Consider the following 12,335-nt stretch of genomic DNA (forward strand, 5'->3'; position numbering starts at 1 on the left):
GAATTAAACACATGTAGTACCTGTGTAGTATAGTTTTTTTTCCCCTTTTGTCAGAAAATCTTCAAATTTGAAACAAGACCACGAAAAACCAGGTGGCGAAAAAAGAATATTTCGAATAACTGTCTGACATGAGAAATCAGGCAGTTTTTTTATTAGTTTATATCATCAAAAAACTGATAAATATCTGTTTCGGCAGGAATATATAACCGCTTCCTGATTCTGTATTTTTTTTGCTGAACTGTTTTATGCTGAACAAATGTATAGCGTGCAATATCTTTAGAGGTAAAATGCAGCTTAAGCATGGCACAAAAGATAAGCTCTGAATTTTCAAGACCGGGATTAACCTCCAGAAGCTTACTGATAAAACCCGGATAAGCTTCTTTAAACTGAGCCAGAAAAGCCGGATCATTCTCTCTTGCCAGTTTTAAAATTTCTTCATGCTTTTTATCATTCATCAGAAACTTTAATTCCTCTGCTTCTATTTTAAGTACAGATCTCTTCTTGCGTAAGGAACTGATCACCCGCCAGGCATATACTCCTGAAAAAGAAACAATAAGAATTGTAAAGATGATTGTCCACCGAAGATTGTCAGCATATTCTTCTGAGTCTTCTTTTGCCATTTTTATAAAAGACTCCATATCCTGGTTGATGGTCTTTAATATGGAAAAATTATTTCTGTTCTTAGCCTCAGTATAAGCATTCAGATAGAAATAAGCGCTTTCTTTATCACCTTTTCTATCATACAGAGTCCGGAGGTCATTGTAGATATATTTACTGTAATATGCATAGATACGCTTTGTTTTTTTGTCTATTTCCAACGCTTTTTTTAAAGATTCCTCTGCTTTATCGTATTGTCCGTTTGTAATATAATACTCCCCTAATATGGTATAGGTATACAGTGCAATACCATCAGCTTTTCCTCTTATTTTTGTTTTATCCAGGGCCATCATGAGATATTTATATGCAGAATCCTTTTCCTGATGCATATATATATAATCACTAATGGCGCATTCTGCAAGGCCGGTATCGTCAAATTTTCTTGCTTTCTGAAAAAAGTGCAATGCCTGGCTATACTGTTTTTTTTGTATGAAATAAGTGCCTTGTCTGAGATAGATATTAAAAAGCAAATCGTCTTTTAAGGGTGAACTCCTCACATTTTTTATATGGCTTGCAGCTTCATTATTATATTCAAAAGCTTTATCAGGTCTTTTAAGTTCAAAATTGAAACGTCCATATACATTATAAAATCTGGCCTTATGAATATCATTTTTAGATTTTTTCAGAATATTCATGGCCTTATCAAAAAGGATCTGCGACTTTTGGTAATTTTCAAGAGAGATATTCACCTCAGCAAAGTTGATATAACACAATGCTTTTCCTTCATTATAATTTAATCTCTCCGCTGCCATATAATATTTCCTGTTAAGGCTGACCAGGGAATCATATTCGCCTGCAAGCCTGAACTTTTCATTCAGCTTCAATAAAGGGGTATCAAAGCTTTGCTCATATTTCCGGGGATCAGAGTTACATGAAAGAAAAATAGTGAATAATGTCAAAAGAAAAATACGCATCATCTTTTTATATTCTGTAATAAAGTATCTTATATCACTGTAAAAATCAGCTTTTATATATTGGTATTCATTTTTTATGTAATGTTTCAATGGAAACAAAATTTAATGTAAAAGCTGGTACAGACAGCTATGATCCAATTCTTTCGAAGAATTCATAAATATCTTCATCGGCAGGAATATTCAATCTTTTTCGTATCCTGTATTTTTTCTGCTGGGCAGATTTATGTTGTACAAAAGTATATTCTGCAATTTCTTTAGACGAAAAACGAAGTTTAAGCATAGCACAAAAAGTCAGTTCAGAGTTTTCAAGCTCAGGATTTATCTTTAAAAGTGTATTCACAAAATCCGGATATAACTCTTTAAATTTCAGCAGAAATGCAGAATCATTTTTCTGGGCCAGTTCAATAACTTCCTGCAGCATTTTCTGATACACATGGTCTTTCAGCTCATCAGTTTCCTCTTTGAGTACTTTCTTCTTCAGCCTGAGATGTTTAATGATCTTATGAATATAAATTCCGGAAACGGTAACAAAAGTGATGGATAATGCAATCAGTAAAGGAAGGTCATTTTTACGCCAGTCTGATTCTTTTTTCATCTCTGAAATCAGGCCTTCTGTGGTTTTGTTCATTGTGGCAAACCGTTCTGCATCCAGCCTTCCTTCTTCTTCCATATATTTCTTTAAATAGAAGTACGCTTTCCCTCCGTCATTTTTCTTTTTGTACAGTTCTGCCAGGGATTTGTACACCCCTTCTATATGAGAAGAATAGGTACGTCTTGTCTTTATATTGATTTCAAGAGCTTTTTTAAGGGCTTTTTCTGCAGCCTCATTATCATCAATCTCATTATAATAATATCCCATCGTATAATATACCCAGAGAGATTCCACATCACTTGTTTTTTCCTTTAACATCTTTTCCTTAGCTAACGAGATATAAGTTCCGGCAGCATCCGGCTGTTTGTTAAACAAATAATATTGGGCAACCATACAATTACTGTAAGCCGAATTTTCAAGGTTATTCCCTTTAAGAAAGCTTTTTATAGAGGTTCCGGACCATCCTTTCCAAGCGAAATAAATTCCCCGGTTTATATATACCCTTGCAATCAGTTTATCTCTGAGGTCTGATTTTTTTGCACGTTTCAGATAGTATAAAGCTTTATCATTATTCCGGATTGCTTTATCATATAATTTAAGATGTAAAAAATATAAGCTGTAATCATTAAAGAATCTGGCCCGGTGATAGGCATCATCTGAATGTTCGAGATCCCTGCCTGCCTTATTGAAGAAAAAAGAGGCTTTTTCATAGTTTCCGGAGGAAACATTCACTCCCGCAATATTAAGATAACAAAGCCCTTTACCTTCCTTATACTTCATTTTAGCGGCCTTTTTTAAATATTCTATATTGAGGCGGATCAAAGATTCATATTCACCGGAAAGCTGCAGTTCTTCATTCTGTGTTAACAGAGAAATATCAAAAGCTTTTTTTTCTTTATCCTGATTTGTCTTACGGCATGAAATTAAAAATAATAACCCTGTGAAAAGCATACAGATCACAGCTTTCCCTATCAGTTTCGAATATATTCTATTATTTTTAAACAGCAGTACTTCCAATTCTAATCTTTTCTTATCAACTATTGCGTATGTACAAATACCAACCTGGTCATACCATAGTGCAATAATACTAAAAACAACCATCTGACAAATCTTTATAATTATGATTTGTAATTTGTGTTATAAATATACATAATTATCACCCGAAATAAGAAAAAATAAACTAATTATATACATTATCTTGTTAAAATTACGGCTAATCGTATATAGTTCATAAACTAATTGCATATTTGTATAAATTTCCGGATATGAATATTGAATACCGTAATCTATTACCCGACGAAAGCAAAGTCTATAGAAAAATCAGGCTGGAAAGCCTGGAAAAATTTCCTGAAGCATTCGGAACAGCGTATAAAGATGCTTTGAAGACTGAGAAATTCCGTATTGAATCTGATATAGAACATCAGACCTTAGAAAGGTTTGTATTTGGAGCCTTCACAAATGGCCTGCTGGTAGGTATCTGTGCATTTGTTAAAGATGAAAACAATACCGGCAATATTTATCAGATGTATATTCAACAGGATTATCAGGGGAAGAGAATGGGACAAGGACTTATAGAGGCTGTTCTAAATGAAGCTTATAAAAGATTTAATGATATTGAAATTACGCTGGGGGTAACAAGCAGGAATAGTAAAGCCTACAACCTATACAGAAAAATAGGCTTCAGAGACATAACAAACAGTACTTCAAACGGTTCCGCCTGCAGTATAGTTATGAAGCATACTAAAAATACATAAGTATTCTTTAGCAGATAAAATAATCAGGAACAAAAATGGTTATATACAAATCAGGAATAAAAGATATGGCAATACTTTATTTCTGCCTTAGTTTATGATCTCACCTTTATTATCAGCCAGTTTTTCACGAAATTTTTGAAGCTCTTCGGGAGCCGGCCTAAGCCAATCCTTAACTTCCCCGACAATTTTAAGCGGTGATTCCGAACGATAGGAACGTGTAGGATTACCCGGGAATTTTTTATCTGTCAGGTTGGGGTCATTCTCATAATCACCGGTTGGTTCAACAATATACACTCGTTCAGGGGCCTCACCTTTGGCTAATGAGGCAGCAAGCCCGGCACCATTTACCAAACCTGTAAAATAAATATGATTCATTCTGAAATCAGATTTATAATTGGAATTTCCACCGGGAGTCAATACATCCCCAATATTTAAATCAGCCTTTGTTCCATGATAAAAAGGACCTTTATCAGAAGGATTGTTTTTAAATTTCTTTGCTGATTCTGCATTCTCTGTTGCTTTGGCTGTTTCTCCCAGTTCATTATAGCATTCAGAAATTTTGGTATAAAGAGAGGGTAAAGCACTGTTAACGGTATCATCTTTCATTTCCAGGGCGTATTTCAGAGCTTTCTTTAGCCATTGTAATCTGTCTGAAGCGGACTTCTGATGTCTGGATACATAATATGCGGCAAGAAATCTTTCAAGGTTATCTGCTGCTGCTTCCCAGCCTTGTAAGAAAAGCCGGTACGCTTCTTCAGGTCTGCCTTCATCTTCCATATTCATCCCCTGAATACATAGTTTAACCACATTATTGAATGGTGAAAATTCCATATTGTTATTTTTAATTCCTGATATTTTGTGAGCAATATCAGTCAGCTCCTACCTTGTTTTTTCAGGGTTAAAATTTAAGCAAAAATATTAAGCGGTAATCATCTTATTTTTCACATGATTTTACCGCTGTGCTATTTTGAATTCAACTTTCTGAGTTCTTCTCTAACCAAAGAAACAGCTTTTTCTCTAAGCTTATACTCCCCTTTTTTCAATGCGAGAAGAATATCGTCACATTCAGTTAAAAACCGTTTGGCAAACAACGGGTCATTTTGAGAAATTTCCCGGGCATTATCAATAATATCAGCATATTTTATGGTTTGGGCATCCGCACTGATTGTTTTAAGACGCTTTATTTCCAGGCGCTTCCGTTGAGATCTGTTCAATGCAGAGAAGTCTTTTTTCACATAAACATCGGTTAATTCAAGAACCATTTTTATGGTGAGGTTCTGATCTTCTGCATTCATGTAATGACTCAGGAAAAATAATATTTCATTGCCGGTAACCGGAGTATCCTCAATAACGTCATGTAATATTGCCGCAGCCAGTACCGGCAATTTATCCGTGTATGGTCTGCAAATCTCCATTACAATATAACGGTCCGTATTATATTTCCGGGTCTGCACTCCATGCGCCCTATCAGCAAATTCAATAATTTTTTGTATGACTTCCATTGTTTCCATACGATAAATGTGGGTGAAAAAGATAAACACTGTTATAACCGGATATTTCACCTTTTATGATTATGATCATAAAGTCTAGTATAGTCTATGCTTACATTTGTTCTAAGGAGTTAAAATTGATCTTATATTCTCAAGATCCAATAAACCTTCCGAACGGAGGGTTTATTGTTTTTACAACCATCAACACTACACCCCCGGTTTTCAGGCAACACAACTGCATCAATGTTATAAAATACTTCTCCTAATGATCAGGATCATAAAATTCATGAAAATATTAGTATAATTTAGATTTATCTTTAATACATGTTTTTATCTTACTTACATCCAATAAGCTTTCCGTTCAGGAAAGCTTATTTTCATAATCATTCATTCGCAGTTTTTGTCAGCTTTCATCTTTAGTATTCTTTACCAGGCTGATTCCTGCAAAAAAGAATAACAGACCAATGATCCCCACAACAATAAGGGTCATATTGCCTACACCTTTATTGATAAGGCCGTTTCCAACATATAAAAGACCTCCGATACCTAAAATAGTCAGTATGGTTCCAAATATCCGTTTTACATTCATGGTGATAAATATTTATGGTTTAGTATTACAATAACAGGTTTATTGAAAGTTTTCAATCACTTTTCTGAGATCGATTCCTTTTCCAAGTACAGGTTTAAAAATATCGCCCTCACTGTTCATCCGTTCAATGGCATTGAAAATATGGAAATCAGAGATCTTCAATCCCTTTTTCACTTCATCCCAATGAAGGGGCATAGATACTGTAGCTCCGGGTTTCGGCCGTACTGAATAGGCTGCCGCTATGGTTGCATGTGGCCTGTTTTGCAGAAAATCAAGGTACATTTTCCCTTTACGGTCTTTAATAGCACGTTCTATACTGGTATAATCCGGCAGCTCCCGGTTCACCAGCGTCACTATGATTCTTGCAAATTCCTTGGATTGCTCATAAGTGTACTTATTGCCCAGGGGAATATAGATATGAAGTCCTGTAGAACCACTTGTCTTACAATAACAGGGAACTCCCATTCCATCAAGGATCTCCTTTGTTACCTTTGCCGCTTCTATAACTTGTTCAAATGAATTTTTATCAGGGTCAAGATCAATGATACAAAATGTTGGATTGTCCGGTTTTTTGATCGTACTGTTCCAGGGATTCATCTCAATACACCCCAGGTTTGCCATATATAAAAGGGTTGCCTCATCTTTTCCTACAAGATAATGCCTGTCCCTTTCATCTGTTTCACTATGGTATAAGAAGGTTTCTGCCCAGTCAGGAGCAGTATTGGTTACATCTTTAAAGTAGAATCCCTCCTCTGTTATCCCATTGGGGAACCTGTTCATGCTCTGTGGCCGGTCTTTTAAATAAGGTAATATAAACGGAGCTGCCTGGTAATAATAATTGATAAGATCACGTTTTGTAATTCCTTCTTCCGGCCAGAAGATTTTATCAAGATTGGTGAATTTCAGTTCATGTTTACTGACCTTTCTCACCTGGCTTTTATCTTTTGGATTCAGCAAAGTTTTGCGGACAGGTTTTCCACGGGGTTTAATCAGATTGCCGGAAGGTCCGTGTAATAATTTTTCTGAAGACGATTCATGTTCAAGAACAACTTTATCTGCGCTTTTATCTTCTCTCATCCCATTAAAGGACGGATGCCTCATGACCCCATCTGCCGTTATCTCTGTAAAACTGACCTCACAGACCAGTTCGGGACGTAACCAGGTTACCGTGGCATGTGGAGGATCAGGTCTGAACCTGGAAGGTTTATTAACATCCGGCTCTCTGTCAAATGGAGTATTGCGGGTAATCAGGGGACTGAACATCGCCATCATTTCCTTCTGCAGTTTGCTATTAAACCCGGTACCAACTTTACCGGTATAGACCAGTTTTTTGCCTTCATAAACACCAACGAGAATGCTACTGAACAGTTTTTTGGAATCATCATTCAAAGTGTATCCGCCAATAACTACTTCCTGCCTCTTACTGGCTTTAATTTTTAACCAGTCCCTCGAACGGTTACCGGCATGGTAAATACTGTCGATACGCTTGGCCATAATTCCTTCCAGTCCAAGCTTTCTGGCTTCTTCCAAAAAAGTAATCCCTGATATTTTAAAGTATTCACTCAGCAGTATCACATTGCTTTTCGGAAGGACATCTTTCAGGATAATTTTGCGGTCAAGCAAGGGCAGCTCTTTCAGATTTTTACCCTCATACCACAAAATATCAAAAACGTAATAAACAAGATCACCGTCCGCCTCACTCCTCCAGTTCTGAAGAGAACCAAAATCAGCCGTTCCGGAGTGTCCCAGAACAACCAGCTCTCCATCCAGCACCGCTTTAATGTTAAGTTTCTGCAGTTCATTATAGACAGGATAGAACTTTTCGCTGAAGCTCTTATTATTTCTTGACTTCAGCTCAACCTGATCTCCGTTCATAAAGGCTACTGCACGGTAACCGTCCCATTTCAGTTCATAAATCCATCCATCATCATCAAATGGATTATCAATCAGGGTTGCAAGCATTGGTTCTACTTCAGTATAGAAAGCCTGTTCCGGTGCTTTTTTTAGCAAAGAAGACGTGATATTACTTTTGGTATTTTCCCGGACAGGTATTCCATCAAGCTGTCCGGCCATGATCTCCACTGCCTTTTTAGCTTTCTTTGTTTCAGCCGCCAGTATTGTCCTTTTCTTATCTGAAGATTTGCTTTGAGAACTTTTTTTTCGGTTTCCGGATACACTCATAAACATAATATTAGGATTGGACATTGATCTAAATTTATCATTCTAACCTAAAGTAATCATACTATAGCTCGAGCCGTTAAGTGGTCCGGTCAATGGTGCCCCAACCCTTAACTTATCCTTTAAATACCTGATTTATCTGCTTACAATCCAATGATCAGCACTGTACCTGATCTTTAATTATTTACATGGCAATGTATTATTTTACCCATGCGTGTATTATTAAAATTTTGCAAAAATTAAGCCGTTTACAAAACACATCGTCCAATTTTTTTTCAGCATCCTGGAACAAGCTGCCTGCAAAATAAAAAATTAGCCTCCTTAGAGGCTAATTACAATTTTATGATCATGACAGATTAATATCCTAGGATATTTCTATTAACCGTGGTGGTTTTTGCTTGGCTGTTTCTTTCTTCGGAATAGTTAAAAGCAGTAATCCATTCTCATATTTTGCCTGAATATTCTCCTGATCCACCACATCCCTCGGCAGTTCAAAACTTCTTTGAAAAGATTGGTAACTGAACTCCCTTCGGGTGTAATTTCCTTCTTCTGTTTCGTGATTATCTTCTTTTGAAGAAGAAATAGTAAGAAGGTTACCATCAAGTTTAATCTCAAAATCATTTTTTTCCATTCCGGGAGCAGCTACTTCCACTTCATAAGCATCTGCATTTTCCCTGATATTGACTGAAGGAACAGTCGTACTTGTCGATGAATAATTATTGTTTCCCCAATTAAAAAGTTCACGATTAAAAAAATCATCGAAAAGATTAGGAAAAACTGAAGAATTGTTCCAATTTCTTTTAATAAGATTCATAATAATGTTCTTTTACAGTTAAACAATTATTTATAAACACATCAGCCGGCCAGCTGTTTATATAATATAATCAAAAAAAATACCATAAAAAAAATGTGATTTTTTTTCAGAAAATCTGTCAAAATTTCACTTTATGTACACCTGTTATCAAACCCGCATTTAAACTACAAATCAGGCGGGCCAGCAACCGATGAAAGGACCTGATCTCTTACTCAATTACTTATGCAAACTATGAATACCTGTTTCCATCGTTTAAAAAATGGTCTTAGAATTGTAGCAATTAAAACAATCACACTAAATCTAATATTATGGCAACGAAAACTGTAACAAGAAAAAAAACAGCAAAAAGTTCAACGGCTAAACCGGCCGCAAAAACGCCAATGAAAAAAAATGCTTCAAAAGAATTGAAGGATCTCTTTGAGGATGGCCTGAAAGACATCTACTGGGCAGAAAAAGCATTGGTAAAAGCCCTGCCAAAAATGCAAAAAAATGCAACAGATAAAAAACTTAAGGCAGCCATTGAAAATCACCTGTTAGAAACAGAGGTTCATGTAAAAAGAATTGAAGAATGCTTCAAATCACTCAAGAAAAAAGCACAGGCTAAGAAATGTGATGCGATGCAGGGACTTCTTGATGAAGGAAAAAGTATCATGGAAGAAACGGCTCCCGGGGCTGTAAGGGATGCAGGTATAATAGCTGCTGCACAAAAAGTAGAACATTATGAAATTTCCAGCTACGGAACATTGGCAGCATATGCCAAGATTCTTAAAGAAAATACCTGCTTAAAAAATCTTCTGGCAACGCTTAATGAAGAGAAAAAATGTGATAAACTTCTGACAAAAGTGGCTGATACGGGATTAAATTCTAAAGCTTTGTAATAGCTGTATTATTTAAAAAACAAGTTTTTTTGTATAAGCTAAAAGAGCTGCCCTGTTTTCCGGCAGCTCTATGAGTATATAAGCGTATTAATTATTTCACGGGCTTTTCAGTTTTTGGAAACAAAATACTTACTGAAATTTATCCGCAGGTTTTATCATTAAATTTTCGTCTTTCCTTATAAACAATATCCAAATCCAGTCAACTGATGCTAAGCGGTCAGTTGTTACGGTCACAAATTTAGATTGAGGAGTGCTTAATAAATTTGCGTCTGTAACATTGAAAAAGTAACCTTTATAAAGTCCGAATACGCTGTCATTTGTTTTGTACCATCCAAGGTCTTTAGCAATTTTCTTTGCTTATGGAAAAATCATTTGTTATTAGTTTAGTAATAGTGTTCCCCTCTTAAACCTTCTTAAAAATAATAATTCAGGCCTAACTGGAAATTCGTGTTTTTAGTACCGTCGTCAAGTCCATTTTTTACAATATTTGACAAACCGGCAATGTAACGGACATTCACCCCTAAGTTTGAAGTAAATTTATATCCCAGACCTATTCCTAATCCGAAATTAAAAGTTTCAAAAGAGTCTTTATTATCTGCCTTATAGGTACTGCCATTAACATCTCCTTTAGCCTTGGCACTAACGAGCAGTCCAAACTCAGGACCTGCTTCAAGATAAAACTCAGGAGTGGCATTGTACTGAACCATTACGGGAACATTAATATAACCGAGGGTCTGCTTCATATTCGTTACAGTGATCCCTCCTGAACTGTAGCTGCCTTTTGCTTTTGCTCCCTGTTGACTGTACAGAACCTCGGGCTGAATACTGAATGCTTCAGAAACCGGGATATTTACAAATGCTCCGGCATGAAATCCGAATTGTGATTTAGAATCACTTGCAGTTACGCTCGAAAGGTTACCCCCAGCTTTAATACCGAAACGTGGTCCGTCTGTTAATTGAGCGAATGTCATAGTACCTATAACTATACATAAGCTTGATAATAGTTTTTTCATAGTTTATTTATAAAAATTAGTTTTAATATTTCTCATTATTTTTAATTTAAGGTATTATATCAACAACATGCTTTCTGGCTTAATAGTAATTGGTTCCGTATTAAATATTTAGTTTAATCTAGCATTATTTTTGTCATTCATATTTCTAGAAGTCATTCTATGTTCAAACATATGAGCTTATATTTAAATGGTATGTTGTCTGATTATAAGTCAGGTTAATTATGAAGTTTTGATAATATTTAAGGCCTTTATAACCCGCACAAAAGGTAGGGAATTTTCCTTTTTGTGTATAATCAGAATATAGTATGGGAAACGGTACTATTTCTTTTCTCTCATTACAGTTTTTTTGCTAGGCAAACTTATGGGATATAAAAATGCTCTGCAACCCGTAAAATCACGGAAATAAATTCAGGGTTTAAACGGGGAAAATATTAAATGGCTTCATTACTTTTATTTGTGTTATTTGAATTTCAGTTGTTTTTCTTTACAGTAAGTTTGGAGCTTCAATGCAACAAAGGCGTCGTATGAATTTTATAAAATATTATTAATATTTACAAATATTTCTTTGTTTGCAAATGTTTGTCTTGTTTTTTAGAATGGTCATAGGCAATTCCCTGACCGATCGTTTGGGTTTCCATAGGTGTTTTTTAGTTAAAAGATTTTTACAATATAGTCATTTTCTAAAATAAATAAAATACGGAAATCCATAACTAAAAAACGGACAAGTCATATTTTATGGTTGTCCGCTGATATATTACTACAATATCTAATCCTATATTGCTGTATCTGATGATAAAATAAAAATTTTTGAAGATCACATCTTATTAACGATTCTGTAAGCGTGTGGTTTTCGTACCCCGTGCCAGCCCGATACAATATAAACACATCCAGCGTCCTTCATTACTGGCTGCTTCGGAATCAAAAATATACATGCCTTTACTTGATATATATTCTCTCTGGCTCAGCGAATTTCCTCCTGATACATCAGTTATATAAATAATGGTTCCTTCCTGTTCCGCTCCATATAAATTATTTCCTTTGTCTGTAAGTTCTGCAAGTGTCAGCCTTGGAGGAAGTAATCCATCAATCATTAAAACCTCTTTCTTCGCAGTCACATCAAGGGTTGCTTTAGGCTTGTCGGTATTAATACCTGTCTGGGCATGCAAGAAAGAAGCGGTTACGAAAAAAGTAATGTTTAAAAAAGTCTTCATAGTTTTAGGTTCGTTATAGTTGGCTGTATAAAGTGTAAAATTTCTTACAATAGAACTATTTTAAAAATTTATTTGAATAAACGTTTAACCAAATTTAATACTGGCTGTATATAAATTTAACATTTCGTTCATACTAAAATCCATAAAATACACTAAACACATGTAAATCAATACGTTATTTTTCATCTAAAAAACCTGCCAAAATTACATTTTTTTTTAAAATTACCAAATAAAATGACCTATTG

General features: G+C 35.3%; 10 protein-coding genes and 1 pseudogene. 2 read left to right on the plus strand and 9 right to left on the minus strand.

Annotation, left to right across the window (positions count from 1 at the left end; all coding sequences use genetic code 11):
* Positions 1–152: 152 nt before the first annotated feature.
* Positions 153–1,574 (minus strand): tetratricopeptide repeat protein, encoded by a 1,422-nt coding sequence (locus tag DRF59_RS00285; protein ID WP_123873637.1) that lies wholly within the window; start codon positions 1,572–1,574, stop codon positions 153–155.
* Between the two features lie 124 nt (positions 1,575–1,698).
* Positions 1,699–3,264, minus strand: coding sequence for a tetratricopeptide repeat protein (locus DRF59_RS00290; protein WP_115956307.1), 1,566 nt, complete (start codon positions 3,262–3,264; stop codon positions 1,699–1,701).
* Between the two features lie 164 nt (positions 3,265–3,428).
* On the opposite strand from DRF59_RS00290, the gene DRF59_RS00295 reads away from it, so the two are divergent.
* Complete coding sequence (locus tag DRF59_RS00295) at positions 3,429–3,917, plus strand: GNAT family N-acetyltransferase (RefSeq protein WP_115956308.1); 489 nt, start codon at positions 3,429–3,431, stop codon at positions 3,915–3,917.
* Between the two features lie 87 nt (positions 3,918–4,004).
* Here DRF59_RS00295 and arr read toward each other — a convergent pair.
* The 5 genes and pseudogenes from arr to DRF59_RS00320 form a co-directional block, all read right to left on the minus strand.
* A pseudogene (gene arr, locus DRF59_RS21245) lies at positions 4,005–4,385 on the minus strand (NAD(+)--rifampin ADP-ribosyltransferase); the annotation flags it as partial.
* Between the two features lie 494 nt (positions 4,386–4,879).
* Positions 4,880–5,419 (minus strand): HD domain-containing protein, encoded by a 540-nt coding sequence (locus DRF59_RS00305; RefSeq protein WP_241505449.1) that lies wholly within the window; start codon positions 5,417–5,419, stop codon positions 4,880–4,882.
* A 391-nt stretch (positions 5,420–5,810) separates the two neighbouring features.
* Positions 5,811–5,996: a hypothetical protein gene (locus tag DRF59_RS00310; RefSeq protein WP_115956311.1), complete on the minus strand. Its 186-nt coding sequence runs from the start codon at positions 5,994–5,996 to the stop codon at positions 5,811–5,813.
* 39 nt (positions 5,997–6,035) lie between these two features.
* Positions 6,036–8,201: a DNA ligase D gene (gene ligD, locus DRF59_RS00315; protein WP_206606734.1), complete on the minus strand. Its 2,166-nt coding sequence runs from the start codon at positions 8,199–8,201 to the stop codon at positions 6,036–6,038.
* Between the two features lie 337 nt (positions 8,202–8,538).
* Positions 8,539–8,988: an Hsp20/alpha crystallin family protein gene (locus DRF59_RS00320; RefSeq protein WP_115956312.1), complete on the minus strand. Its 450-nt coding sequence runs from the start codon at positions 8,986–8,988 to the stop codon at positions 8,539–8,541.
* 308 nt (positions 8,989–9,296) lie between these two features.
* Between DRF59_RS00320 and DRF59_RS00325 the strand changes: the two genes are divergently transcribed.
* Positions 9,297–9,866: a YciE/YciF ferroxidase family protein gene (locus DRF59_RS00325; RefSeq protein WP_115956313.1), complete on the plus strand. Its 570-nt coding sequence runs from the start codon at positions 9,297–9,299 to the stop codon at positions 9,864–9,866.
* A gap of 413 nt (positions 9,867–10,279) precedes the next feature.
* On the opposite strand, the gene DRF59_RS00330 is transcribed toward DRF59_RS00325, so the two are convergent.
* Both DRF59_RS00330 and DRF59_RS00335 read right to left on the minus strand, forming a co-directional pair.
* Positions 10,280–10,879, minus strand: a complete 600-nt coding sequence (locus DRF59_RS00330; RefSeq protein ID WP_115956314.1) for a porin family protein — start codon at positions 10,877–10,879, stop codon at positions 10,280–10,282.
* An 824-nt stretch (positions 10,880–11,703) separates the two neighbouring features.
* Positions 11,704–12,090, minus strand: a complete 387-nt coding sequence (locus DRF59_RS00335; protein ID WP_115956315.1) for a hypothetical protein — start codon at positions 12,088–12,090, stop codon at positions 11,704–11,706.
* Positions 12,091–12,335: the final 245 nt, after the last annotated feature.

The organism is Chryseobacterium flavum, from assembly GCF_003385595.1.
In the GTDB taxonomy this organism is placed as follows: domain Bacteria; phylum Bacteroidota; class Bacteroidia; order Flavobacteriales; family Weeksellaceae; genus Chryseobacterium; species Chryseobacterium flavum.

Coding starts and splice junctions, on each gene's coding strand:
- DRF59_RS00285 (WP_123873637.1), bottom strand. CDS start 1,574: ATGATGCGTATTTTTCTTTTGACATTATTCACTATTTTTCTTTCATGT.
- DRF59_RS00290 (WP_115956307.1), bottom strand. CDS start 3,264: ATGGTTGTTTTTAGTATTATTGCACTATGGTATGACCAGGTTGGTATT.
- DRF59_RS00295 (WP_115956308.1), top strand. CDS start 3,429: ATGAATATTGAATACCGTAATCTATTACCCGACGAAAGCAAAGTCTAT.
- DRF59_RS00305 (WP_241505449.1), bottom strand. CDS start 5,419: ATGGAAGTCATACAAAAAATTATTGAATTTGCTGATAGGGCGCATGGA.
- DRF59_RS00310 (WP_115956311.1), bottom strand. CDS start 5,996: ATGAATGTAAAACGGATATTTGGAACCATACTGACTATTTTAGGTATC.
- ligD (WP_206606734.1), bottom strand. CDS start 8,201: ATGTCCAATCCTAATATTATGTTTATGAGTGTATCCGGAAACCGAAAA.
- DRF59_RS00320 (WP_115956312.1), bottom strand. CDS start 8,988: ATGAATCTTATTAAAAGAAATTGGAACAATTCTTCAGTTTTTCCTAAT.
- DRF59_RS00325 (WP_115956313.1), top strand. CDS start 9,297: ATGGCAACGAAAACTGTAACAAGAAAAAAAACAGCAAAAAGTTCAACG.
- DRF59_RS00330 (WP_115956314.1), bottom strand. CDS start 10,879: ATGAAAAAACTATTATCAAGCTTATGTATAGTTATAGGTACTATGACA.
- DRF59_RS00335 (WP_115956315.1), bottom strand. CDS start 12,090: ATGAAGACTTTTTTAAACATTACTTTTTTCGTAACCGCTTCTTTCTTG.